The 23973-nt window shown below is 46.9% G+C and carries 25 protein-coding genes; 12 read left to right on the top strand and 13 right to left on the bottom strand.

Going from position 1 to position 23973, the window contains the following annotated elements; genetic code table 11:
- Positions 1-245: 245 nt before the first annotated feature.
- A complete protein-coding gene (locus LN737_RS32875) occupies positions 246-938 on the top strand; it encodes an AAA family ATPase (RefSeq protein ID WP_231780186.1) in 693 nt (230 codons plus the stop codon).
- Positions 939-973: 35 nt separating this feature from the next.
- Complete coding sequence (locus tag LN737_RS32870) at positions 974-1294, top strand: hypothetical protein (protein ID WP_231780185.1); 321 nt, start codon at positions 974-976, stop codon at positions 1292-1294.
- 229 nt (positions 1295-1523) lie between these two features.
- Here LN737_RS32870 and LN737_RS32865 read toward each other — a convergent pair whose 3' ends face one another.
- Entirely contained in the window at positions 1524-1907 is a 384-nt protein-coding gene (locus LN737_RS32865) for a hypothetical protein (protein ID WP_405520750.1), read from the bottom strand.
- A 694-nt stretch (positions 1908-2601) separates the two neighbouring features.
- Between LN737_RS32865 and LN737_RS32860 the strand changes: the two genes are divergently transcribed.
- The 5 genes from LN737_RS32860 (at position 2602) to LN737_RS32840 (ending at position 5394) form a co-directional block, all read left to right on the top strand.
- The gene (locus tag LN737_RS32860) at positions 2602-3003 is read left to right on the top strand and encodes a hypothetical protein (RefSeq protein WP_231780184.1); all 402 of its coding nucleotides are present in this window, start codon (positions 2602-2604) and stop codon (positions 3001-3003) included.
- A 3-nt stretch (positions 3004-3006) separates the two neighbouring features.
- Positions 3007-3705 carry a recombinase family protein gene (locus LN737_RS32855; RefSeq protein ID WP_231780183.1) on the top strand — a complete coding sequence of 233 codons (699 nt, stop codon included), beginning with the start codon at positions 3007-3009 and terminating at the stop codon, positions 3703-3705.
- A gap of 76 nt (positions 3706-3781) precedes the next feature.
- Positions 3782-4111 carry a hypothetical protein gene (locus tag LN737_RS32850; protein WP_231780182.1) on the top strand — a complete coding sequence of 110 codons (330 nt, stop codon included), beginning with the start codon at positions 3782-3784 and terminating at the stop codon, positions 4109-4111.
- A 195-nt stretch (positions 4112-4306) separates the two neighbouring features.
- Complete coding sequence (locus tag LN737_RS32845; RefSeq protein WP_231780181.1) at positions 4307-4813, top strand: hypothetical protein; 507 nt, start codon at positions 4307-4309, stop codon at positions 4811-4813.
- Between the two features lie 86 nt (positions 4814-4899).
- On the top strand, positions 4900-5394 hold the full coding sequence (locus tag LN737_RS32840) for a hypothetical protein (RefSeq protein ID WP_231780180.1): 495 nt from the start codon (positions 4900-4902) through the stop codon (positions 5392-5394).
- Between the two features lie 344 nt (positions 5395-5738).
- Here LN737_RS32840 and LN737_RS32835 read toward each other — a convergent pair whose 3' ends face one another.
- On the bottom strand, positions 5739-5885 hold the full coding sequence (locus LN737_RS32835; protein WP_231780179.1) for a DUF2256 domain-containing protein: 147 nt from the start codon (positions 5883-5885) through the stop codon (positions 5739-5741).
- Between the two features lie 861 nt (positions 5886-6746).
- Between LN737_RS32835 and LN737_RS32830 the strand changes: the two genes are divergently transcribed.
- On the top strand, positions 6747-7277 hold the full coding sequence (locus tag LN737_RS32830) for a hypothetical protein (protein WP_231780178.1): 531 nt from the start codon (positions 6747-6749) through the stop codon (positions 7275-7277).
- Between the two features lie 233 nt (positions 7278-7510).
- Here the strand turns inward: LN737_RS32830 and LN737_RS32825 are convergent, their stop codons facing one another.
- From LN737_RS32825 to LN737_RS32815, 3 genes are all read right to left on the bottom strand, one after another.
- The gene (locus tag LN737_RS32825) at positions 7511-9505 is read right to left on the bottom strand and encodes an ATP-binding protein (protein ID WP_231780177.1); all 1995 of its coding nucleotides are present in this window, start codon (positions 9503-9505) and stop codon (positions 7511-7513) included.
- Between the two features lie 76 nt (positions 9506-9581).
- A complete protein-coding gene (locus LN737_RS32820; protein ID WP_231780176.1) occupies positions 9582-9728 on the bottom strand; it encodes a hypothetical protein in 147 nt (48 codons plus the stop codon).
- A 242-nt stretch (positions 9729-9970) separates the two neighbouring features.
- Complete coding sequence (locus LN737_RS32815) at positions 9971-10384, bottom strand: helix-turn-helix domain-containing protein (protein WP_231780175.1); 414 nt, start codon at positions 10382-10384, stop codon at positions 9971-9973.
- Positions 10385-10458: 74 nt separating this feature from the next.
- On the opposite strand from LN737_RS32815, the gene LN737_RS32810 reads away from it, so the two are divergent.
- Complete coding sequence (locus LN737_RS32810) at positions 10459-10722, top strand: SDR family oxidoreductase (RefSeq protein WP_231780174.1); 264 nt, start codon at positions 10459-10461, stop codon at positions 10720-10722.
- A gap of 257 nt (positions 10723-10979) precedes the next feature.
- Positions 10980-11354 carry a hypothetical protein gene (locus tag LN737_RS32805; protein ID WP_405520745.1) on the top strand — a complete coding sequence of 125 codons (375 nt, stop codon included), beginning with the start codon at positions 10980-10982 and terminating at the stop codon, positions 11352-11354.
- 174 nt (positions 11355-11528) lie between these two features.
- Here LN737_RS32805 and LN737_RS32800 read toward each other — a convergent pair whose 3' ends face one another.
- The 7 genes from LN737_RS32800 to LN737_RS32770 all read right to left on the bottom strand — a co-directional run bounded on the left by LN737_RS32800 (position 11529) and on the right by LN737_RS32770 (position 20684).
- The gene (locus tag LN737_RS32800) at positions 11529-12002 is read right to left on the bottom strand and encodes an RES family NAD+ phosphorylase (RefSeq protein ID WP_231780172.1); all 474 of its coding nucleotides are present in this window, start codon (positions 12000-12002) and stop codon (positions 11529-11531) included.
- A 29-nt stretch (positions 12003-12031) separates the two neighbouring features.
- Positions 12032-12442, bottom strand: a complete 411-nt coding sequence (locus LN737_RS32795) for an antitoxin Xre/MbcA/ParS toxin-binding domain-containing protein (RefSeq protein WP_231780171.1) — start codon at positions 12440-12442, stop codon at positions 12032-12034.
- A 228-nt stretch (positions 12443-12670) separates the two neighbouring features.
- Positions 12671-12826 (bottom strand): hypothetical protein, encoded by a 156-nt coding sequence (locus LN737_RS32790; protein ID WP_231780170.1) that lies wholly within the window; start codon positions 12824-12826, stop codon positions 12671-12673.
- Positions 12827-13099: 273 nt separating this feature from the next.
- The gene (locus LN737_RS32785; protein WP_231780169.1) at positions 13100-15499 is read right to left on the bottom strand and encodes an ABC transporter permease; all 2400 of its coding nucleotides are present in this window, start codon (positions 15497-15499) and stop codon (positions 13100-13102) included.
- Between the two features lie 757 nt (positions 15500-16256).
- Positions 16257-17096, bottom strand: a complete 840-nt coding sequence (locus LN737_RS32780; RefSeq protein WP_231780168.1) for an oxidoreductase — start codon at positions 17094-17096, stop codon at positions 16257-16259.
- A 555-nt stretch (positions 17097-17651) separates the two neighbouring features.
- The gene (locus tag LN737_RS32775) at positions 17652-20345 is read right to left on the bottom strand and encodes a permease prefix domain 2-containing transporter (protein WP_231780167.1); all 2694 of its coding nucleotides are present in this window, start codon (positions 20343-20345) and stop codon (positions 17652-17654) included.
- Between the two features lie 3 nt (positions 20346-20348).
- Positions 20349-20684 (bottom strand): PadR family transcriptional regulator, encoded by a 336-nt coding sequence (locus LN737_RS32770; protein ID WP_231780166.1) that lies wholly within the window; start codon positions 20682-20684, stop codon positions 20349-20351.
- A 400-nt stretch (positions 20685-21084) separates the two neighbouring features.
- On the opposite strand from LN737_RS32770, the gene LN737_RS32765 reads away from it, so the two are divergent.
- The gene (locus tag LN737_RS32765) at positions 21085-21513 is read left to right on the top strand and encodes an SRPBCC domain-containing protein (RefSeq protein ID WP_231780165.1); all 429 of its coding nucleotides are present in this window, start codon (positions 21085-21087) and stop codon (positions 21511-21513) included.
- A gap of 81 nt (positions 21514-21594) precedes the next feature.
- Here the strand turns inward: LN737_RS32765 and LN737_RS32760 are convergent, their stop codons facing one another.
- Positions 21595-22443 (bottom strand): hypothetical protein, encoded by an 849-nt coding sequence (locus LN737_RS32760; RefSeq protein ID WP_231780164.1) that lies wholly within the window; start codon positions 22441-22443, stop codon positions 21595-21597.
- Positions 22444-22787: 344 nt separating this feature from the next.
- Here LN737_RS32760 and LN737_RS32755 point away from each other — a divergent pair, with 344 nt between their 5' ends.
- Positions 22788-23798, top strand: coding sequence for a hypothetical protein (locus tag LN737_RS32755; protein WP_231780163.1), 1011 nt, complete (start codon positions 22788-22790; stop codon positions 23796-23798).
- Positions 23799-23973 lie beyond the last annotated feature (175 nt).

The following is a 23973-nucleotide window of genomic DNA, read 5'->3' as shown; positions in this document are numbered from 1 at the left end:
TAACAGCATAGTTTAAACTACTATTACCCCTACCCTATTCAATTATTTTCCAATAAACTTTCCAGTAACGTAAAGATTTTATAAGTATAAATCACTGTCAATATGAGTTTTACAATAAAATTTTAGCGCTAAAATTGATATTATTATCGATATTAATTTCAGTAGTCTGATCAGTATTATTTTTACTTTCAAATTTACCATTATATTTGACACGAAAATAACTACTTAAAACCAACGATAATCGTATGATTTTCACCGTAGGCGGTATCAAAGGCGGCAGCGGCAAAAGTACCATTGCGACTAATCTCACAGTCTGGCTTTCCAAACGAGGTTTCGACGTATTACTCGTTGATGCCGACGAACAGGAAACGGCGACCAAGTTCACCAAATGGCGGGAGCACATCACCCGGGGAGCCAGCGGTTATACGGCAACGGTCCTGACCGGGGACGCCGTCCGTCAGCAGGTCACAAAATTCAAACCGAAATTCGACCACATCGTCATCGATACGGGCGGACGGGATACCACCAGCCAGCGGGCCGCCCTCTTTGTGTCGGACGTATACCTCGTACCGTTCAATCCACGCAGCTTCGATCTGTGGACCATTGCGGATGTTGAGAACCTGGTGAAAGAAGTTCGGTCGCTCAAACCGGATGAACTGCATGCCTTTTCCATTCTGAACCGGGCCGATCCGAAAGGTTCCGATAACAAAGACTTGGCCGTACTCCTCAGCGAGAGCTTCGTTATTGATTACATAGCGCCTGCCATCGTTAGCCGTAAAAGTTTTGCCAACACAGCATCAAGCGGACTTGGCGTCATTGAAGGAAATCCGGTTGATGAAAAGGCTGTAGGCGAAATCGACCAGCTATTCACTAAAATAATGGGTATTATTGGCGTTGTTATTGACGCTAATTTTAGCGCTAAAACTAGTGTAAAATAAAACGTTGAAACTGGTATTTAATTTAACAGTAAATTATGGCTATTTCCAAATTACCGGACGACCAGCCTAAAGCTGAAAAACACCTGCCTTCCGTTTCAGAAAAGAAGATTCAGGCGTTTATCAATAAAGGCGGTAAACCTACAGGTAGAGTAGGGGATGCGGTCAATCCCGACGATATCAAAGGTATCAAGATCAACTTTAAGGCGTCTGAAATCGATGCGATAAAAACCTTACGTAATAAACGGCCAAGCAGCCGAAGCCGAAAGATTCCAATCTCGATTCACGACTGGGTGATTGAAGCCGTACAGGAAAAGATTCAGCGGGAGCAGAAGAAGTACGGATTAACACTAATGTAGACGTCGAAATAGACGCTATATTTAGTACTAAATTTAATGCTATAGTTTTATAATAATTGGTTGCTTAAACAACTATATCAGTAACTATTTAAAATAGTTACTGGTTGCGAGTTTAGGGCATTGCTTGTAACAATGCTCTAAACTCGCAACCGATTTGAGAATACCATCAACTGTAAATGTATTGCCTGCCAGGGCACAGTCTGAACTTTCCTCAACATTCTCGTCAATCTTACCAGGAATGAGCCATTTCGGGGACTTTGCGGATATCATTCGTCTCCATAGCCATTGAGTCAACCCAAATTAGCATTGGACCCTCGTCAGCGAGAAAAAGATGAAGACTGGTTTTGCGCGAGTCTTGACTAGTCTGTTGTGCTACTTTTGCCAAGATATCGTTCATCTCCTTGGTCGCCTTTATTAGAACTTCATCATGAAATTTAGTAGGGCTGGGAAGGCTAAGAAAACCAGTGCTCAAGTTGTCGGTTGGCAATGTAACAACGATGCAATTGGGGTTGAAGCTGGGGTAACAAATGATATTGCCAGATGGCTTTCCATCCGGACCAGTCTCAATTCCGGCTCTGAAGCCTCCTTCTGTTGGTTGTTCGTTATTTTGCATAAGAGGTAGATTGTTTAGGGTTATAGTTTAAGAGCTAATAAATTTCCTATACCAATATGGGATATAGATATCTGTTAGTCGTAATAAAGCAAGTTCTCGCAAACAGACATTTTATAAAGAAGTTGGGGTACCCAATAAAATGGAGCAATATTGTCACGGTTCGACAGTAAGGACATGTTCCCGGTTTGGTAAGCTGTATCAAATGCTTGGCTAATCTTACTAATTGGCATGTTGAAAATGGCCGGGTAGTACGAGTCGAGGAGTCTGAGTTGTCGTTGCTCCTGGAAGCCCGCAATTGCTTTCAGCAAGTATCAAGAAACGGACGTTTTCATATCGCTCGAAATCACGTCTTTCTCAGCATGACTGCTAGAATGATTTTCGAGCCATAACGTAATTGATGGTAGCCACTGGAATCTCTCATTACAATTAGTCTCACAACTGGCCATGAAAGCACTACATTGATTATAATGTCCGGAAAATTTCTGAGCGTCTCCGATTTATATAAGTCTTGTGCAGTTTGATCGAATAGCAGACGCGGCAGGAATTCTTTATAAATCAGAGAAACTAAGTGTGCTATTCAAGTGAACTAACTTAATCGTTCAATTCTGACTACCTGCTGAATGAATATTAGAAACAATTTAGTATATTTAACAGCTGTTAAACGGACGTTCAAGAGCTGTTAAAAAGGATTTAAATGAGTAAACAGGTATTATCGAAGCAGCAGGCCCGTGAATTGCTTAACGAAATTATTGAAGGGTGGACAAGTGAAGCCTCGGGGCCTGCCATTGCAACTGATCCCAATCACCCGTATGCGCAGGTGTATGAAGCGGCCCTGTCGTTAATTGATTTTACCAGTAACCTCGCGTACTCCCTTAACCTCATCAAGGCCGTAGTTTATGAGGCCGCCCGGGAAGGGGAGGACCTGGATTGGATTTCTGGTGAAATCTGGTTCGAGATTCGGGGATCAGGCAACCGCAGTCGGCAACAAACGGCACTCGCAGAGTTGAAACGCAGCCACGTGCTAACCGATGCGGCCCTGGACTTATATAATCGACGCGTTCAACGGTTGAAACCAGTTAACCCGACAAACCCCTGAAAAATGGCAAAGAGGCAGAATACCCTACTCGCCGATACGAATGTAACGAAGTACGTAGCCTATTACCGGGTGTCTACGCGGGCGCAGGGTGATTCGGGCTTAGGCCTGGAAGGGCAGCGCGCGGCCGTAGCTGGTTTCGTGAAGGGCCTTATCGTTGCCGAGTACACGGAAGTTGAATCAGGGAAGAACAATCAGCGGGTTCAACTGACGGCAGCTATTGATCGGGCCAACCGGGAGAAGGCTACGCTGGTCATTGCCAAACTCGACCGGCTGAGTCGGAATGCTTCGTTCATCTTCACGCTACGGGATTCGGGTGTCAACTTTCAGTGCGTGGATATGCCCGATGCCAATACGCTAACCATCGGCATCTTTGCCACGCTGGCCCAGCACGAGCGGGAGTTGATTAGCTCCCGTACCAAAGCCGCCTTGCAGGCCAAGATTGCCCAGGGTGCTAGACTGGGGAAGCCGGAAAACCTGACTCCGCAGGCACAAGCCAAAGGAGCCCAGGCCAACCGGCACAAGGCGATCAATAACCCGGAAACCCGAAAGGCGGAGGGGCTGGCCGTTGAGCTGCGCCGGAACAAAAAGACGTACACCGAGATTGCCGACAAACTCAATCAGTTCGGTTTCAAAACCGCGCAGGGGTGTCAGTTTCACCCCATGCAGGTCAAGCGATTGTTGGGGCGTGTACTGGTTAAATGAGCAAGACAACCGTCAATCTGGAAAATACTAAACAAATCAACCCGATGCCGAGTCGGAAGCCAGGCACTGAAACAAGATGAAGACAATTTTTGACATAGACAGAGTGGAAGCCATACAATTGTTCAGGGCCGTGTTTAGCATGTGGGAAGAAAATGAGGATGAGTTACCAATGGGACCCAGCGGGATCGACGATGAACTTACGTTTGAAAAAGAGCAGGATTATTACGGCCCAGACGAAGAGCAAAACCATTTCTTGCTCGAATGGTCAATTTGGTATCTGCAAATTAGCCAAAGCCTGCAAGTCGTAGCAGGTATACGTAATGGTGATAAAAATGAACCACATGCCATCAACGTATTTGCTTTAACGCATACGATTGATCAGTTGAAAATTGAGCCGATTGATTAGCTTAAAAACGTGAAACATTTTCCCGACTGGCTACCAAATCGAGGCCCGACGAAGCACCCGATTTCGCGGAATAATACAACGAATCAACCTCTTTTGCGACCGTACACAAAACCCCTATTTCACGTATACGCAAAATGACTAATTTGTACACCCCCCGCCCCCCCCCGCTCTGGAATTGCCCTGGCTGGCCTACTGTTGCTCTGCATAGCCCTGAATCAAGGAAAAGCACAAGAAATCACCCTACAGCCACTGGATGTATATGAACAGAGCCTGAAAGCATTTCACACCCAGAAGCGGGACGCTGCCAGAACTGAATATGTACAGACAAACAAGCGCAAGTGGTGGTACTATCTGCCCAACGTCGGACTGGGACTGACCTACCCGATCAGCCAGGTAAACACCGGAGGAGAAACCAGCCTGACCACTCGAGCGCGACTAGCTCCATCCATAAATCTTGGCACTGGCGTATTGGCGAACATCGACCAGACACGTAACACACAGAAAGCGAAACTAGCGGCCATCGATGCCGATGCACAGTTTCAGTACAGAGTCGAACTACACGAACTGCGCAGCCGATACGAAGCGATCTTGATTGAGAAAACAATTCTGAAGGATCAGGAGATCACAAACCGGATGGAGAATAACATCTTCGCCAATGCCGACGATGCCAACCGGAAAAAAGAAATAAAAAAGTACCTCTGAAACTAGCTTCGGAGCTAGCCTATATTAAGCGTAGTATCCTTCACTGAATCAAAAAACTACTCTTTATTTTAGCACTCATTGGCTATTTGACTAGTTGTAAACAGGCTGAAGTTCCTATCTCTGATGAGACGGCCATCCAGATTCCAGATGCGGCCTTCGAGAGATACCTCATTTTTTTGGGCATCGATTCAGATACAATTCAGAACGGAGTTATCCGCTATGGAGACGTAAAGCAGGCAGACACGATGAATCTAATCGGTATAGGCAAGTTGCTCATTATCACCAGCCTGGAAGGCATCGAACACTTTGCCAACGTAAAGTACTTGAACTGCTCAGGCTTTGCCATTGACCTGTTGGATCTAAGCCACAATGCCCAGTTGGAGTATCTGGATTGTTCAACCAATCCGGCCTATGGGGAAGGCTACTATCCACCCGCTCAGATCAGGCAGTTAGTGTTTGGACCCGCCAATGACAAACTGAAAATACTACGCTGCATGAAGAATGCGATGGCAAGCCTGGACTTAATCAATCTGCCTGCTTTACGGGAACTGATCTGTTCAGCCAACTCGCTGGCCGGGTAGGCTCTGAGTCAAAATAAACAGCCAGGCATTTGCTGGACCTATGCTAGTGGGCAGTCAAAGACGATTTATATCTCTTCGCTGCATCAGGTTGATTCAAGTCGAGTGACCAGTGGCCCTTATAATGGAAGTATGACGTGGTCTAAAGATCCCACCACCACTTACAAAGTACGGTAGAGACTAGAAAAGTCAACCCATTACTGATTCATAATAGGGGTTCTTTTAGGAAATGGACAGCGCGGCTGTCGCATAGCATTACGCTCATGAAATTTTACATCCAATCATTCTGATTTTCAGTTGTTTACAAAGAAGAACCTTGAATCGATCCATGAGACTAAAAACTAAACTTATAAGAGAGGAGGCTTTTTTTGAGAACGGCATCGATCAGAACAGTATTTAACCTCTTCCCATACTTTCTCCCATTTTTTGCGCCATGTAAATGGCCTATGGCAAACGAGGCAAATTTTCTGGGGCAAATCTGACTTTTTCTTCATTGGGGGAGCTCTTTTAGCAGATAGACCACGAATTACGCTAAGGAAATTCAATGATCGTCTTCGCTGGTTTTCAGACGTTTACGAAAACGAACCTTTATTTACTCTGTCGTAATACTATCGTATACTGATGACTTTTAATCGAATCTGGTTAAACGAAGCCTGAAATGTCGCTCTCTACAGTTGTAGTATCTGTACCAATGAACTGAATTTTTAATGGCTCGTGAAAGGTCCGTTGCTTACCTTCTTTGAAACGTTTAACGGCAATCCGAGTAATCTGTGATAAATCACAATAATTAAGCAGCAGAAGCCGACAGGTTAAAACTTTTTTAAGAGGGCGCATGATAGCGGAATCGATCAAGTTCTAGGATTATTCTCATCACATAATAGCCACTTTTACAACATACCCAAAAATAATCCAATTTTTACCAGGCCCAAAGCGAGGTGGTGACATCCAATGTCACCACCTCGCTTTGGGCTATCGTTCAAAGCAATTTATTACTCTGGGGCGCTATCTTTTACAACCGTTTGATGTTGGTCGTACGTTTGTAAACGTGTCGCACGAACTCATCTTCGACCTTGAAAAAGGGCCGTTGATTTGTGAGATAGCTTTTTGAGGCCTTTGGAATAAGTTATGACCGCGGGATGTAATGTAACACAGCGTCTCGCGGAAACGGGCGTTTTAAGAAATGAAAGGGTTTTCGGCTATCCTACGTATCTGTTTGTCTTTGGTCCCTCTCAAATGGCTCAAACTTGCTAGCTTTTGACCCAAATGAACTGGTATCAGCAAGTAAGAGACGTTTATATTTTCCCTTTTGGTACTTTTCTACAAATACCATCAGGTTCTCTAAGTTCCTCTTTCCCATGAAAAAACACTACGTTTTCCTGCTGCTGGTTCTGGCTGGTAGCTTATCTAGCCTAGCATCAATGGCTCAGAATGCTCCCATGATCCCCAATCCAAACGCCCAACGAAACATCAAGCTGGTTAGCGACTTTGTGAAGGCGATAACCGTCACCGGTGAGCAAGACAAAGCCTGCCTTCTCCTCAGCCCCAGCTATGTTGCGCATGGCTCTAGCTGGGCCGATTCGGCAACGATTGAGCAGACGATGAAAAACTGGCAAATGGCCTACAAGAACCAGATGAACCGGAAAAATGAGTTTTCGGCTCATAGTTTTCGCATCCTCTCCGGGGCCATGAAGGGGGATTGGGTGGGCTTGTGGGGTACCTATAGCTATACCGATGTGCGGACCGGCAAAGCGATCTCGTTTCCGTATCAATACACCGCCAAAGTCGTTGAGAATAAGATTGTGAGTGATCGGACTTACTTTGATCAACTCCCCATTTTGACGGAGGTTGGTTTTAAGATCCTTCCCCCTGGCGAAGCCAGAAAATAAGTCGTAGACAGGTTGCCATCGCACGCAAGCTCCTATTATTGGCGAACTTTCATGCAATAGATTTATGGTGGCAACCAACTATAATTACTTTCATTAATCGCTCCCAACTGAGACAAAGGAAATTCGCATGTCCATAAATGGGCGTTTCAGGAGTGGATGTTAGGCATGAATTACAGATTCTTGCCGTTGTGGTAACTCAATGATAAAGGTGCTTCCTACCAATGGCTGACTCGCTAGGGTAAGACTCCCCCATGGCCTTTGGTGATGATGTCATAGCTGAGTGAAAGGCCTAAGCCGGTTCCTTCCCCAGTCGGTTTGGTGGTGAAGAAAGGCTGGAATACCTTCTGCTGTAGGCCTTCCGGGATGCCGGTACCGTTGTCGGCTACTCGTAGCTGCACTTTTTTCTCTACTCGTAAAGTCGTTACCCGAACTGTCGGCTTGTACTCGTCGCCTGCCTGGTTAGCTCGCTGCTGAACCGCGTAGAAGGCGTTGTTGTAAAGGTTCAATAAAACCCGGCCGATTTCTCCGGATACGACCTCTACCTGAGGTAAGGCAGGCGCAAAGTCGGTGATTAGCTCACAAGTAAAGCGTTTATCGTTGGCCCGCTGCCTTTGGTAGGCTAACCGCAGGTATTCATCGGCCAAGGCATTCAAATTGGTGGGCTGGCGCTGGCCACTACTGGCCCGGCTATGTTCGAGCATACCTTTGACAATGCTGCTGGCTCGACTGCCGTGGTGGTTGATTTTCTGGAGATTTTGACGGATGTCTCCTGCAATCGCTTTTGCTTCTTCAGTATCGCCTTTGTCGAGTTCTCCTTCCAGCTCGTCAATCAGCTCTGTAGAGACTTCCGAGAAGTTATTGACAAAGTTCAAGGGATTTTGAATCTCGTGGGCAATGCCCGCCGTTAGTTCGCCCAGGCTGGCCAGTTTCTCTCGTTGAATGAGCTGGGCTTGGGTAGTTTTCAGCTCGTTCAGCGTTTCTTCCAGGTAATCACGCTGAGCTTCGATTTCTTCTTTCTGCTGCTCGATTTCCTGGTTCAGTGTCCGCAGGTGACCGTTAGTTTTCTGTTTTTGCTGGTTATTGCGGTATAACACGCCTGCCACTAGCAGCATACCCGACAGAACGCCCAGCAGGCTATAAACTTTAACCTGGCTTTCGAACTGACTTTTTTCGTCTTGCAGCCGTTGCACCCGTTGTTGTTCATCGATTAGTGTGCTTTGAATCTGATTGCTTTTCTGCTGGCTAAACAGACTATCGCGGGCAGCAACCATAATACTCTGATACTTATAGGCACTATCGGTTCGGCCAAGGCGCTGGTAATAGGTACTTAGCAGACGACTGTTGTAGAAGATATTTCGGTAGTTCATCAGCGCTTGACCAGCCTGTAGCCCGTTTTTGGCCATCAGGATGCTAGAATCCGGCTGCTGTTGTTTCCACAGCAACTCACTGTACCACCGGTACACAAAGCTTAGTCCTCGCAGGTCGCGTTGGGCCTTGAAGAGTTGGATGCTCCGCCGGAAATACGCGCTGGCTTTTGCTGGATTATTGATCGCTTCAAAGCGGCCACAATAATAGATATAAAACGGATTTTGCTTACTGGTGGAGTCTTCCTTGGCGGCCAATGTTAAATAATAGCGAGCAGAATCAGGCTGCTGTAAGGATAGATAGGCACCGGCTAGTTCCGTGCTTGCCGCACTAGCGTACGATTTGTCATTATCCTGAAAGGCAAGATCATGCCCCCGTTTAAAATACGTGATCGCCTGCGGATAGTTTTCCAGATAGAGGTTTAATAAACCGATTCGCTGATAACTCCACTTCAAAAACAATCGATTGCCCAGTTGCTGGGCCAGATGCATATTTTCTAAAGCCAGCTGCATACTCTGCGGAATATCTCGCTCGGAGTAGGTAAAGCTCAGTAAGTCATTACTGTGTAGCTCTCCGGTAGTATAGTTCACTTTGCGGGCTAGCCGAAGGGCTTGCTGAGCATACCATTGGGCAGAATCCAGATTTTGATAGGCATGAAACGCTCCCAACAGAAACATCAGCTTTATCCGACTTGTATCGGTCTTAACCTTACTAAGTTCTTCTCGCAGGCTATCGAGGGTAGCCTCAAGGGGTTGAGTTGTTGTGATTAAGGGTATCCAGATGGCATCCTGCCCCCGAGCAGGTGATATACACAACCAGAAAAGGAAACTGGTTAGCAGATAAGCGAGGAACGGGCGAGGCATGGGTAAAAAGAAATACGCTAGCCAAGATAAGCAAACAAAGCCTGGAAGAAAAATCGCGTTCTTATCGGTAGTGAGTCTAGTTGGCTGATGGAAAGCTACCAAGAGTGAGGCCATCGAGCAGGTACTGAGCCATCAGCCAGGCCGCAAGTAGCAGCGCCAGACTGATGGCGGTGACCATAATGGCTAACGAAAGACTCAGGAAGGTAGTGGATAGATGTTGCATGGTTATGAGGTTACGGATAGGAGGTCAGTATAAGGTTGTCCGCTTTGGACAGATCAAAGGTCAACACTACAACCGTCTTGCTCTATCACTTCTGAGTCAACTCCTGCTACTCCTGAGATGCAGTAAGTCGCTGATCTATAAAAACGCCCAGTTCAATGAACTGGGCGTTTTATAGCCAATTGCCTGGCTACACCTTAAGCCGTTAGCTTGTCAGCGAAGGCCTCTGGTTTTCCTACCTAGTTTTATTCATCAATCGGTGGCTCGGCCGGAAAGTCACTCATCCGTTTCGCAAACGCTGGCGACTCTTCACCTCCCGTTGAAACGGCCCATTCGGCCATGGCATACAGAACCGGTCGCAACGCTTTACCCGAGGCCGACAACTCATAAGTGACATGAGGGGGAACAACAGCTTTGGACCGTCGAATAACCAAACCAGCGGTTTCCAACTGTTTAAGTTGTTGGATGAGCACCTTTTCGGTCAAGCCAGGAATCGCTTTTCGGATCTCACTATAGCGTTTGGGCCCCGTTAACAGGCTAAACAGAATAATGGGCTTCCAGTAGCCGCCGATCTTTTCCATTACATAGGTGACGGGGCAGTTCAGGAAAGCTTGCTGCTTATTTTCCTGCACCACGGAGGCTAGTTTTATGGGCGTCATGGTATACCTACTTTGGGGCCAGTTCTTGTACAAAAGTACGTTTAGCGGTTGGTTTGCACAAAACTCTCCGACCAATGAAGATTACAGTAACGGGATCGATTGGCAACGTTAGCCGCCCTTTAATTAAGACATTAGTGGCCAGTGGTCACCTGGTAAAAGTTATTAGTTCAAGCCCTGATCGGGCCCTCGAGATAAGCGCTCTGGGGGCTACCCCGCTCATTGGGGCACTTGAGGATGAAGCCTTTGTTTTGAAGGCGTTCCAAGGCAGTGATGCCGTCTACTTGATGATTCCCCTCATTTCAACACCCCTGACTATAACCAGTTTGTTCAAACTGTAGGTAAAAATTATGCCCAAGCCGTCCGTCGGGCCCATATTCCGTATGTTGTGAATCTGAGCAGTGTGGGCTCGATTTTAGCGGGTCGTCCGCCTTTACTGGGCTATCTAAGTTTAGAAGCGTATTTAAGTACACTGACAGACGTTTGTGTGCTGCATCTGAGACCAGCTGGCTTCTATTCTAATTTCTATGGGAGCATACCTTTGATCCACCATCAAGGCATCATCGGCAACAATTTCGATGGGGATATAAGTCTAGTTATGTCTCATCCGGACGATGTCGCGGAGGCCGCAGCCAAGGCCTTCAATACGCTGTCATTCCGGGGAAGCACCGCCGTCAATATCATCAGCGACCAAAAGAGCGGCCATGAACTGGCGGCCATCCTGGGCGCATCCATTGGCCGCCCGGATTTAATGTGGGTAACATTCACCAATCAACAACTCTTGAGTGCGCTAGTCCAGAACGGAATTAAAGCGGATGTTGCTCAGCACTACATGGTCGATATGGGTAGGGCTATAGGCCAAGGTTTACTGGATGACTATTACCAAAACAACACCGACAAGGTGTTTGGGCGACGGTCTTTCAGGGAGTTTGCTCAGGAATTTGCCCGAGTCTACCAAGCCCGAGTTGGCTGATCTAGCCTGTAAAAAAGCAACGATCGAGTAACTTGAGTAGTAAGCTTCATTTAGTCCAACCTTCCTCTGTTGTTGAGGCTCGGGTTTTGTGTTGGCCGATCTTAGAAAATGCTCCTATTTGAGATAGAGGAACGTTCGTAATGTTCCCTACTTAATTAGTTGGCCATCATCTAATTAGTGTCCGCGTCGTGAAGGATCATACAGACGTTCATCAATCTCGAATATGTCCGATCCGACGACTTGACAACGGGAAAATAGTTCATGGCGGGGGTTGATCAAGTAGTTAGTCATGATAGGTACCACCGTACTGGGCACCTGAACGACTAAGTGATCCGGTTTTTGTAGCCAATCCACTAGAAAGCTTTGAGAGGACAGGGGGCCACTACCCGTGGCTCGCCAATCAGCAGGCAGGTCCTGTTCTTGAAAAGAACGTATCGAGTCCGGCACCTCAATGGTGACTATATAGTACTGAGGTATGTGTTTAGGATTAAGATGCACCAGCACTTCCAGCAAGCTTAAGGCTGGGGATTCAGTGGTATACAGCAGCGATAGCCCCTTAGGGTTCCAACGGCCACCATACAAGGCAGCTCCTTGTCCGGACAGGGGCTCATGACGATAAGCGGCCTGCAGTAAACGATAGACCAACATGTAATCAGGTGGGTAATTCGAAGAGCGTGTTAGTAGAAGATGCCGTGCTCAATCCGGCCTAACACATCGTTGACTTGGGTGAAACCGGCAATGGTCGTTAGCGTTTGCAACGGTGTACGACCATCTAACTCACCTAGCGGATAGCGCAGCCAGTCCCGCAAGGCCTGCTCATCGTCAGCATACACCCGCAGGCCATGCTGGATAACTTGTTGCAGTAACTCTGCCCGTTCGGCCGTGGGTCCGCTCAAAGCCGTTTGGTGCCGTAATCGGTGTAGGGTACTTTCGGAGAGCTGCAAGAGGGAAGCTAATTCTTTGAGGGTAACGCCGAGTTGTTGAGCTAACTGGTTAAGTCGTGCATCCAGTCCAGTGGGTTTAATTTGAACAGGTCGTTTGGCTCGCAGTGCCGTTAACTGGGGGGCTAGGTGCTGATTGGTTTTCATAGCTGCAATTATCAATTGACAATTATACAACAATCAGCTGACAGTTGCAAGTTCCCCTTTGGTGGCATAGAGATCTTAACTAAACAATTCTGAGACCGTATGCTGCTAACTAGGTTGGACAATAATTAAAAACTAATCGTCTTATAAAAAGGCTCCCCTGTAAGACGAGGTGATTTTCAAATAGCTGCTGCCTAAAGGGGCGTTTAAGGAGATGCTTTCCTACCAGTATTACTGCGCATAGTATTGAGCATAACCAAACAAGCAGGTCAGGTTAGATAAGCCCAGCACGGAATGCCGGACCACGGCTGACCGGTCGAGGGACGCTTCTTTAGATTTCCGAAATGTATTGGGTGTGCTGATAAAATCACTAGATTTTATCAGCACAAGGCTCCTTACAGAATCACTTCGATTTTTTAATAACTGTCAACACTAAACCGTAGCATACGGAACCCTGTCGGCAAGTACACAACGCCTTTCTACCACACAGTCCGTTAGGCGGATTGACCGCAGCCGCGGACGGTGCCAAATGAGGTCGGGATATAAGTTAAAATGAAAACAAATGAACGTCTAATCTTAAATCATTAGGGGCTTAAGAAGTGAGGAGAGGTTAAACAGATATAACTACACATGACACCCCACACTACTGCATCAATAAAATCACTCTGTCTTCAAATTTTTTACGGGGTTAGAGAGGGCAGCCTTTACGGTCTGGAAACTTACTGTTAATAATGCCAGCACCACTGCAAGTCCTCCTGCAACTGCGAACATCCACCAGTTAATGGTAATGCGGTAAGGGAAATTGTCCAACCACTGGTTCATGAAGTACCACGCAATAGGAGAAGCAAGCAAAAGAGAAAGCAGCATGAGCTTCACAAAATCTTTTGAGAGCAGCACTACAAGTCCCTCCACTGTAGCCCCCAGCACTTTTCGCACCCCCAGCTCTTTTCTTCTCTGCTCCGCAGCATTAGCTGCTAAACCCAGTAGACCAAGACAGGATACAAAAATAGTTATTGCTGTAAAAAGCGTAAGCAAGGTTTTAAGCTTGTCTTCTCCTTTATACATCTTACCAAAGCTTTCATCAAGGAAATTGTACTCAATAGGATAGTCGGGGCTGTAACGGCTCCATACATTGCTGATCTGGTCAATAGCTGTTTCGATGTTTGCGCCAGTTATCTTGACTGCCACTTTAGAATAGGCCTGCGGGTAGATTTGAAGCACGGCGGGTTCTATTTTTTCGTGCAGGCTTTTATAGTGGAAGTCTTTGACAACGCCAATCACCGGCCCTGTTTTTAATGAGTCCGGGTTTCTCCATGTAGGCCATGACAGCGTTTTCCCGATAGCTTTTGCAGGACTGCTTAATCCCAATTCACGAACAGCCGTCTCATTGATGATGTAGCCGCTTACGTCACCAGCAATATCTTTCGAAAAATCCCTGCCTGAAAGTAGATTTAGCCCCAGTGTGTTTATATAATCTTCATCAACCATCACCAGTGTGGCTTTTGTTGGCTTTACTTCAGGATTTTCTTTTACGGTCATTAAGCCATCGCCGAAGGCATCACCGGGGAAGCCATAGCCAATAGATACCGACGCTATTCCCGGGTAGCGCATCAATTCATTTTTAAAGCTTGCATACTTCTTTTGAAGGTTCTCACCTTTCATTGGAAAGAACAGAACCTGATCCTTTCTGAAACCTAAATCTTTATTGTGCATATAACGCACCTGGCTAATGACCACAATGGCACTAATGATAAGCAGCACTGATAATGAAAACTGTATTACCACCAGTCCATTTCTCAGCCACGTTGCACCTACGAGCGCCGTATCATATACGGCACTCCCTTTTAAAACTTTCACAGGCCGAAAAGCGGATAGTACCAGTGCAGGATAGAAGCCTGCAAGGATGCCTACTATCAATGTAAGCGCCCCTAATGTGAGTCCAACCATAGGGTTGCTGATCAGGTCAAAAACCATGCTCTTTTCCGTAAAACGATTAAGGGAAGGCAGCAGGACACATGTGGCTGCAATAGCAACAACCATACTAATAGCGGCTAACATTATTGTTTCACCAACAAACTGTACCATTAGCTCTTTTCTGCCCGCACCAACAGCTTTTCTCACTCCTACTTCCTTAGCTCTTTTTATCGACCTCGAGGTAGCAAGGTTTACGAAGTTAAAGCAGGCGATGAGTAATATGAAGATGGCGATAACAGAAAGAGCTTTCACATACGTTATGTTGCCCCTGATGGCCATATCGTACTTAAAATCTGATGAATAGAGGTGTACCTGCCCAAGTGGCTGGAAGTACGGCACATTGATATCACCCTCGCCTTTCATGAAAGGCTTTGAAAAGCGTTGGAACTTTGCCTGGAGCTGAGCTGCGCTAGTGCCATTTCTTAGCTTTACATACGTGTTGAAAGGATACCATTGCCAGCTTTGCATCATGTCGGCAGGGATGCCTGCAGTGTTCAGCGAAATCAGATAATTAAGTGGTAAGTGGAACTTCTCGTTATTTTCCAGCACACCCAGCACACGCAGTACATCTTTAGAAAGCGTAAGTTTCTTACCAACCGGATCCTCTTTGCCGAAATATTTTTCCGCCATAGCTGCAGACATCACAATGGATTTTGGATCGCTGAAGACTCTGGATGCTGATCCATATTTGAAACGGAGCGGAAACAGCTCAAAGAAATTGCTGTCCACAAGGAACCCGTTCTCTTCGTACAGCTTTTTATCGTTCGCTTCAACCAGTTGTTTTGACTTAAAAGCCATCACACGAACCGCTTCCTCGACCTCTGGAAAGTTCTGCTTGAGTGCTACTGCAAATGTCGGAGGCACCGTGGCTATGATATTGTTTACATCTCCTTTGGTCTGTTGATAAACGCGATAAACATTTTCAGCTCCCGGAACAAACTTGTCGTACTGCTGCTCATCTCTAACAAATAAGCCAATAAGCAAACAAGCTGCCATACCTAATGACAGACCAGCAATGTTGATGACGGAATAGCTTTGGCGCTTAATCAGGTTGCGCCAAGCGATTTTAAGGTAGTTCTGTAGCATGACCGTATGGTTTGTGAGCTCTCAAACCCAAGATGCTTGAAAGGCTATGCAGGTTGCGTACTATTATCAAAACCGAATAATATTTTGAGAGACTATCCCACTAAGGGGCCGGACATAGCCAGCAGCAAGGCCAGATCGGGCGCGAACCCCGCCCGCAGTTCGTGTATTTGGGCCGTAGCAACCAAAGATTACTCTGTTTTCGGGCCAGTTGCAAAGTGGCCGGATTCCGCGCATTTTTAAGCAAACAAAGTAGACAACAAAACCTTGTGCCTACCTGCTACCGTAAGCTACGGGTTAGCGTCGACAGCTATTAAAAATAAATCTGGTGATTTGAAGAGTACACCCACGAACACGCAAAAGCCGCGCCCACTGCTTGTGAGCGCGGCTTTTGCACGAGGTGATTATTTCAGCACAGTTTGCTCTTTTTAGAAATGTTATCAACTTTTCGGACACAAACGGTCTCACTCCGAAATACCTGCTGTACTGGTCGGAAATGTGATGACAGTGGCTAGCCACCTCTTTTTTGGGTTTTGTCTACCAGTCTCACAAATCGCTCTCTACTGAGACGAAGACTTGTAAAACTAAGTGACTGATACATTCCCGCTGCTGCGGAATTTAACGGTAAGCCCACCCTATAAAACCCCTAAACAAAAGGTCGGTACTGTCATTAGCACCGACCTTGGCAAAAAAACATTCGCTACGCTACAAACCAACAACTACGGGGTGGTCATAGGGCAGTCGTTTAATGGAGGGGAATTTAACTCGCTTCGGGAAAATCAGCGCCATTGCCGATGTGGGCATAGCGTTCTATTTCCGTCTTGAGATCCGTGAACTTAGCCAGCGCTTCCCGCACGGCCATTTTGCCTAGTGGCAAATGCAGCGGTGGGTTGTCCATGCGCACCAGATCATACATCGCTTGGGCCGCCCGTTGCGGATCGCCTGCTTGCTTACCGCTGTTTTGCTGAGAGGACGCCAGCGCCTTGCCAACTGTCGGCTCGTAATCGGCAATGGCCACTTGGGTGTAAGTCGCCGAACGCCCGGCCCAATCGGTTCGAAACCCACTCGGCTCCACATTTGTCACCCGAATGCCCAGCGGCCCTACTTGCTTAGCTAAGCTCTCGCCAATGCCTTCCAGCGCAAATTTAGAGCCGTGATAAATACCGGCGCTGGGAAACGTGGTCAGCCCACCAATGCTGGTAACATTGATGATGTGCCCACTCTTACGCGCTCGCAAATGAGGCAGCACCGCCCTAATCACGCGCAGGGGGCCAAACACATTACTGTCGAATTGCCGCTTCACCTCGGCATCGTCGATTTCCTCAATGGCTCCCAGTGAGCCGTAGCCCGCATTATTTACCACGACATCTAGGTGGCCTAACTGATCGATAGCCGCGGCTATTGCCTCGTTAATTTGGGACTCATGGGTTACATCAGCGACGAGACCAATACCGTTCGGTGCCCATTTCTGACCAAACTCATCGGCTTGGCCTTGCTGGCGAAACGTAGCGGCTACTTTATCGCCCTGCTGTAAGGCTAGTTCGGCCAGGTGTTTGCCAAACCCCGTGCTGACGCCGGTTATAAACCAGTTCTTGATCATATCCAGTTGACTTATTTGCTTGTAGGATAACTACTCGTAAAGTCTAATAAGTGTTCAGTGTTTAAGGGGTTAGGCAATGTGGCGGGCAACCTGTATACTACAAATTGCGCTATGGGAGTCGATCGGAATGCCCCACCGCCTTCGGGGATCACTCGAGAGCTAGTAGAAAGTAATCATCTCATTAAACTGTCCTCAGGCGAGACGAAGTAACTTTCGTGCATCTGTTCCAAAAACGGGGCGTTTTAAGCGACGGACATCCATGAATTAGTGCTTAGCTAATCTATAAGCTAACAGGCTCTCTTCTCGTTTCACTGCTCCGACCCGCGATAGCGTCGCAGTGACGCACCACCCATGCCTGGCCTCATCTGTACACTTTCAGCTGACTATACACACTTATCCCTTACACCGCACCCTTGCAGAACCATTTTGTTAGCAACAGGTGTGATCCTTCTCGCAACACTAAGTCGGTCGTTACAGGGGCGGTCGTCATGGTGTTGCCCAATAGAATGAATGGTCTCGCCATCGTCCCAACCTGCCAATGAAGTTTTCGCTTTTTTACTCGGCTTTTAAAACCTTTACCGGTTCAATTTGCCCCGCTCGAATGGTTTGGGATAGGACCGTCAGTAGTCCGACTAGGGCAACCGAAATAAAGCCTATGCTTATATTGATAAGACCCAAATCAAGATAACTGCCCAGTTCTTTCCTGAGTAAATCACCACAAAACAAGCCCGCTGGAACACCAATAAGGCCAGCAAGTAGTATAAGAATGCCAAAATTCCTGGTCACTATCCACACCAATTTTAGATTGTTTGCGCCCATTACTTTTCGTATACCCAGTTCTTTCGTGCGCGTTTCTACCGAGTAACTGGCGATCCCTAAAATGCCCAAAGCCGCGATGATCATCACAATCAGGGCAGAGCCTCCGAAAATTTCCAGTTCTCCACTGATTTCTCCATTGATTTCTCCTGAATAACGATACGCTTTTAAGTTATAAAGATTGGCTGTTTTCTGGGGGAAATGGTCTTTCCATACCGATTGAATGGCCCTGGTCGCTTCCAGTTCTGTATAGGGCTTTATTTTTATGGTCAAGCTGGTTATTTCGTTGGGCAAATACCGATAGAGTAAAGGGCGTTGTTGGCCAATAAGCTCATTGGGTAGGATGCCAATGACTTGCACAGAGGCAGAGTCCAGCGAGAGATTTTGCCCCACCAGGGTCTCCGATTTAGAGGCCAGTAATTTGGCGGCCGCTTCATTCACCAACACGTATTGTTCTGTACGTTGGGGCATAGTTTCAGGAAAATTTTGCCCAGCTAGTAAGCGGATACCTTCTGTTTCAATGGTGCGTGGGTCAATACTTACGTAATGTATTGCCAGCGTTTTATCGTTTATCGTTACCGAATCTTTACCCAGTTTTAGGGGCTCATAGTACCAGTTGGTGGCCAAACTCGTTTCTACCTGACTTAATTGACTTAGTTCATGTTGCAGGTTTTGATAGTTTTCACCTTTCAAATCCAGTGTCAGCACATTGGATGGCACGGTTGAGAGGATGATGGCCTTGTTTTTTCGATCATAATCGGCTACGATGACAACCAATATCATGAACAGGATGGTCACCGAAAATTGAACGACGATCAAGGCTTTGTAAACAGCAACACCCCGGAACAGCTTTATATTCTTCATTTTACACAAAACCTGTATAGGCTCAAACGCTGACAATAGCCAGGCCGGAAATGCCCCTGCCACTAAGCCGGTGATAACGGCGTAGGTTATCAAGCTTACTACTAAGGCTATATCCCAGGAGAATGTCACATCATCCATATCGGGTATAAAGTGGGCTAAGATAGTAACACAGGGTACGGTAAAGGCCAAAGCAAATAAGGCAACCAGGGTCGATTCCATTAAAAATTGACCGATAACTTGTCCTCTGGTTGCGCCTATCGTTTTGCGAACGCCTACTTCTTGCGCCCGGGAGAAAGCACGCGCCAAGGCCAAACTGATATAATTGAAAGCCGCTAACAGGGTTAACGATAGAATGATGACTAGCTGCGTTTTTACGTCTTCCCAACTCGTGCCCGCATGGGGGTTATTTTTAAGATCGATTTTTCCCGGGGTAATCTCTTCGATGGGTTGTGCCAAAAAATGAAGATGGCTCTTATCCAATTTCCGACTATAGTGCTGAAGCGTTGCATTCAGTTGCTCTACATGACCGGCTGCTTGTAAACGGGCATAAATGGCTGAACTCTTGAAGCCTCCCCAATCTTGTGAACTCGTAGGGATGGCTCCTTTTTTCTCCAGCAGTTCAGCAGAACGAATTGATAACATGGCCTCAATGGGCAGATGGGTTTCTAAAGGCGGGTCCTGGATTATTCCCCCAACGGTATAAAAGCCTAAATTTTCAAATTGAACCGTTTGTCCTACCACATTGGTGTTTCCAAATAGTTTTTTGGCAGTTTTCTGGGTTAAAAAAAGGGAAGTGGGATTATTGGCCAGGCTTTGTGCATTGCCTGACAACAAGTGAAAGCCAAACACATCAAAAAAAGAAGGCTCTGAAAATTTCAGGTCAATCGGTACATCCCCTTTGTCGGTTTGCAGGTTATGTTTTCCGGCCAGTCGTACTTTTACCGTTTTTTCAACAAAGGAGACCTTGTCCAGTTGAGTCGCCAAGGGCAAGGGCGCGGTTGCCCAGTTGATTTGTTCCCCCTCGGTTGTTTCCTGGGTGAGTATGCGTACGAGTTGATTGAATTCCGGATGAAAATGGTCGGTATCAAACGTGGCTTTCAGGCCTGTAAACAGAATAACGCCAACGGCCATACTCAGTGACAAGCTCAGGATATTGACTAGGGAAAACAGTTTGTTTTTCCACAGGTTGCGCCAGGCGATTTTAACATAGTTGCGAATCATATCCGAATTTATTAGAGGGGGCGAGAAGTATTCAGGGGTAAAGTATGGAGGGGTGGTAGCCCGTCGCTTGAGGAAGGGCTTCTTTTGCCATTTGGCCAGGCTGGCCACTCGACGCCGGAGGTAATACGGCCGAATGACCTTCAGGGATTCCAGACCATACCAGAAGCGGGCTCGCCAGGAACCGACTTGGCGGGCTCGCTGGGCAAACTGCTCGTGCAGATCGCCTTGTAACTCTTCCAGCAGATCAGTAGGCGTCAACCAACTGAGCAAGCGGTCGGCCCAGCGGGGTGGCCGGGCCGATGCTCGGCGCTGAGGCTGAGGTGTTGGGTCGGAGAAAGACTTGTTCATAGGTTAGGAAAAGAAAGGGGTGGGTAAGGCCTCCCAAAAGCCCATTCGGAGTTGACGCATCTCCCGCAGCACCTGCTGACCAGCCGCCGTCAAGGTGAATAAGCGTTTGCGCCGTCCGCCCCGGACTAGCGTAGCTCCCCCTAATTCCGAGCCAACGAGGCCTTTCTCCTCCAGGCGATACAAGACCACATGCACCCCCGTGACGGAAGTGGTTCGGTGAGTTCGTTGCTGGAGTTCATCGGCAATGGTGACGCCATAAGCCCCGGTGGGTTGTTGTTGCAGGAGGGCCACGGCGAGTAAGACCAACTCTTCAAACTCCCCCAGATAGGTTCGACTCATACCAAATTAGCTAACAATAAATATATTTCTTTAGCACTTGTTGAACAAATAGAATGCCAACAATATTAAGTAGTTGATTATCAGAAGTATATCCTGATTAATAGGGGTTAACTGTCCGAAATCGAACAAATGCTGTCCGGAATAGGTCACCATAATCCGTTTATATAACCTCGGATATACACATGGGAACATTCTCATAAAATGCTCCGTCTTGAGACGCCTCAGCTTCTTCTCCCCTCTGTAAACCTATACGGGCACTTATGCAGTACTCAGGTCGTTACTAACCATCAATGGTTCAACTTCCAACCCTATTGTGTTAGACAAACGCGTCTGGGAAGTTTTTCAGGTATTCCCCGTCTGTCCTGGCCTAAACTATTCAACAATTACATATGATAATCCTATGGAAAATCCATTCCACTTAGAACAAGTCTACGATGCCTCAATTCAACAAGTTTGGCAGGCATTGACTGACGAACATAAAATGCGGGATTGGTATTTCCCTCAATTGATAAAATTCAAGCCAGTTGTTGGTTTTGAGTTTGTCTTTTCTAATGATGGATCACCCTATCAAAAAGAATGGCGTGTTACAAAAGTTGACGATGGCCGATTGTTAGCCCATAATTGGCTTTATAAGGGCTATCCTGGCAGCTCGGAAGTGACTTTTGAGTTAGTTAAAGAAGACGCTAAAACAAGGCTAAAACTTACTCATACCGGGCTGGCAAGCTTTCCCCGTGACCCCCATTTCGCAAGAAACAGGTTTGAAGACGGATGGAAACAACTACTCGAAAGTAATCTAAAAAATCATCTGGCAAAAAGTCTAACTAAGTAACGTGTGTTGCTAACTGGAATTGACATTTATTAAATAAATTAAGTGTGTCACAATTCGCTCCCATATGAAACGCGAGAGTGTTCATGGAGTTGCGTTAACATTGCGATTGGCCAAGTTCAACAAATTAATCGCCATCAAATAGGGCATGATGAAGGGGAAAGCAGGGATGGACACTAAGTAGGTCGCAATCACTAACGGTTCCATCGAAAACGTGGGCAGCACACTTAACAAAGCGCCCACTAGGCTCAAGAGGATATAGACCCGGCAAGCACCGGTCTTGAACCAGCCCGCCGATTGTAAGGCCACCCCAAAAGCAGCCGTGGCCAAATACAAAAGAGCTACCTCCACACTGCTGATCCAACTAAAAAGCGCCCGCGTGGACAAATACCAATCGGGCCTTTTAGCCACCGAAGTGGCCGAAAAGTGGGTGAACGATTCGACTAAAAAGCTACCCCAATACGCCATGTTGAGGATAAATAAAGGCAGGGCAATGCTCAAGGCCAGTAAGCCAAGTAACCAGTATGGCTTCTCCCCACTTTGGCGGAGTTTGTTAGCCAGCAAGGTCAACCCAGCCGTGATCAGTATGCCCCCCGCGATCAGCAGCGCATAGCGTATCTGTTGTTCGGTAGCCGTCTGGACCCATTGGGGTATAGACGAAGGCGGAGGTCCCATCCCCGCAAAAACAGTAAACCCGATCCAGGGAATGATGACCAACAGGGCAATGGTGCCGAGTTGCCTTTGCTCAAGATCGGGATGGGTGAAGCAGTTCTTTCCCAGGTTCCAAACGGCGAATGCCATCAGGAGGGCATGGGCCAGCCAGATGGGTAGATAGAGTTGAGGTTTGCTGTGCCCAATGCCTAAAGCCACACCAGCGGCTAGAAAGGGAACCAGCGTCAGGTAGAACCGGCTGAATGCTTGTGGGTTGGTCATCAGGAAGTGGATTGGCAAATCTATACATTACTCAGCAAGCTACTATAAACGAAGTTTTCTCACAAAAAGGCTCCCAACTGAGACGGATACGTTCAAGTATTCCTTTAACGAATCTTTCATGATAGGTTGCATCAACGAGTGGTTAGCCTGAAATTTTGTACTTTAGTTTTTCAAAAATCATTCCTTTGATTCGTTTATGCTAGGACTACCCACACTTCTTGATGCAGTGAAGGCAGGTCAAGACGAATCAATGATACTAAGTGATAGACCCGCTTGACTGCCCCTACCAAGGGGCTGGCGCTGGGTCACCTAAGTACATTCAACGTTACATCTATAATTAAGTAATGAAATCTTTTCTGTTTGCCTTCCTCCTTTTAGTCACTTGCCTCGCGCAGGCACAAGTCAACATTTACACGGCTGACCTGCGAAACTTTTACATGGCCTTGGACAGTATACAGACCACCCTTGACTCGGTGAAGCAACAACGCTTTCTCCAAACCTACTATTTCGACCAGGCAAGCCCCGGTCTCAAAAAGTTCATCGAGTTAGATATTGACCGAAATAATCAACCCTTAAATGCCAAAACCCTTTTACAGCACATCACCCAGCATAAAGAGCTCTATACCCGAAAGAGGACGTGGATAACAGCCACCATTGAGCGTCAAAAAGAGATCATTGAAACCAAAATCAAGGCATATAAAAAGCTGTATCCTGAGTTTAGAGACGGAGATATTGTCTTTGTGATTGGTCGCGAAGTGATCGGGGGAAAGCCCAACGGCAAAGACTTACTGATTGGGGCCGAAGTGCTGGCCAGTGAAAATAAGGAATGGGCCGTGCCGATTGTCCTCCACGAGTATACCCATACCCAGCAGTGGCTCTTCAGGAATATCCAGACGATTTTCAGTAAAACCCCCGTCCGGCTAACCCAGATACTGGCGAATGCTATTTGGGAGGGGAACGCGGATTTTATGGCCGAAAAAGTATATGGCACGCCCCTGGAGAGATTTTACCCCCATCATTACAATTCGTTTGGCTACCAGCATGAAGCGTTAATTTGGGGGCGCTTTAAGGAAGAGATGTTTTCTCCTTTAACGGATAACAAACAGTGGTTTTATGCGGATAAGGAGTTCAACGGCGAGAAAGTACGGGACATTGGGTACTTTATAGGCCATCAAATCTGCCAGGTATATTACAGGAAGGCCAAAGACAAAAAGAAGGCCATTGCGGATATGATTAACCTACAGTTAGATTCAGATGAAGCGGCTTTTGGTTTTTTGGTTGACTCAGGGTATGCCACCGCAGCCGAAGTGGCCGAGCTAAGTAAACGCTTTGCTGCCAGTAAACGCAAAGACTAAGGGCGTATAGGAGCCTTGACTAGCTAAAAGAGTTGATGTAGCACTCACGCTATAAGCGTCTTAGTAAAACCCTCCCCCATGAGACGATAGACTCTTCATACATCTGCATCTCAAATTGGGCGATTTTTGAGATGGGTAAAATTTTGTAGCTTACTAGCAATAGATGAATGATAGC

The sequence above is a fragment of the Spirosoma sp. KNUC1025 genome (genome assembly GCF_045160025.1).
In the GTDB taxonomy this organism is placed as follows: Bacteria; Bacteroidota; Bacteroidia; order Cytophagales; family Spirosomataceae; genus Spirosoma.
This window is presented reverse-complemented; position numbering and strand designations above follow the sequence as displayed.

Bases quoted from the DNA above. Each gene is read 5' to 3' on its own strand.
- LN737_RS32875 (WP_231780186.1), top strand. From the start codon at position 246: ATGATTTTCACCGTAGGCGGTATCAAAGGCGGCAGCGGCAAAAGTACC.
- LN737_RS32870 (WP_231780185.1), top strand. From the start codon at position 974: ATGGCTATTTCCAAATTACCGGACGACCAGCCTAAAGCTGAAAAACAC.
- LN737_RS32865 (WP_405520750.1), bottom strand. From the start codon at position 1,907: ATGCAAAATAACGAACAACCAACAGAAGGAGGCTTCAGAGCCGGAATT.
- LN737_RS32860 (WP_231780184.1), top strand. From the start codon at position 2,602: ATGAGTAAACAGGTATTATCGAAGCAGCAGGCCCGTGAATTGCTTAAC.
- LN737_RS32855 (WP_231780183.1), top strand. From the start codon at position 3,007: ATGGCAAAGAGGCAGAATACCCTACTCGCCGATACGAATGTAACGAAG.
- LN737_RS32850 (WP_231780182.1), top strand. From the start codon at position 3,782: ATGAAGACAATTTTTGACATAGACAGAGTGGAAGCCATACAATTGTTC.
- LN737_RS32835 (WP_231780179.1), bottom strand. From the start codon at position 5,885: ATGAAGAAAAAGTCAGATTTGCCCCAGAAAATTTGCCTCGTTTGCCAT.
- LN737_RS32830 (WP_231780178.1), top strand. From the start codon at position 6,747: ATGAAAAAACACTACGTTTTCCTGCTGCTGGTTCTGGCTGGTAGCTTA.
- LN737_RS32825 (WP_231780177.1), bottom strand. From the start codon at position 9,505: ATGCCTCGCCCGTTCCTCGCTTATCTGCTAACCAGTTTCCTTTTCTGG.
- LN737_RS32820 (WP_231780176.1), bottom strand. From the start codon at position 9,728: ATGCAACATCTATCCACTACCTTCCTGAGTCTTTCGTTAGCCATTATG.
- LN737_RS32815 (WP_231780175.1), bottom strand. From the start codon at position 10,384: ATGACGCCCATAAAACTAGCCTCCGTGGTGCAGGAAAATAAGCAGCAA.
- LN737_RS32810 (WP_231780174.1), top strand. From the start codon at position 10,459: ATGAAGATTACAGTAACGGGATCGATTGGCAACGTTAGCCGCCCTTTA.
- LN737_RS32805 (WP_405520745.1), top strand. From the start codon at position 10,980: ATGTCTCATCCGGACGATGTCGCGGAGGCCGCAGCCAAGGCCTTCAAT.
- LN737_RS32800 (WP_231780172.1), bottom strand. From the start codon at position 12,002: ATGTTGGTCTATCGTTTACTGCAGGCCGCTTATCGTCATGAGCCCCTG.
- LN737_RS32795 (WP_231780171.1), bottom strand. From the start codon at position 12,442: ATGAAAACCAATCAGCACCTAGCCCCCCAGTTAACGGCACTGCGAGCC.
- LN737_RS32785 (WP_231780169.1), bottom strand. From the start codon at position 15,499: ATGCTACAGAACTACCTTAAAATCGCTTGGCGCAACCTGATTAAGCGC.
- LN737_RS32780 (WP_231780168.1), bottom strand. From the start codon at position 17,096: ATGATCAAGAACTGGTTTATAACCGGCGTCAGCACGGGGTTTGGCAAA.
- LN737_RS32775 (WP_231780167.1), bottom strand. From the start codon at position 20,345: ATGAACAAGTCTTTCTCCGACCCAACACCTCAGCCTCAGCGCCGAGCA.
- LN737_RS32770 (WP_231780166.1), bottom strand. From the start codon at position 20,684: ATGAGTCGAACCTATCTGGGGGAGTTTGAAGAGTTGGTCTTACTCGCC.
- LN737_RS32765 (WP_231780165.1), top strand. From the start codon at position 21,085: ATGGAAAATCCATTCCACTTAGAACAAGTCTACGATGCCTCAATTCAA.
- LN737_RS32760 (WP_231780164.1), bottom strand. From the start codon at position 22,443: ATGACCAACCCACAAGCATTCAGCCGGTTCTACCTGACGCTGGTTCCC.
- LN737_RS32755 (WP_231780163.1), top strand. From the start codon at position 22,788: ATGAAATCTTTTCTGTTTGCCTTCCTCCTTTTAGTCACTTGCCTCGCG.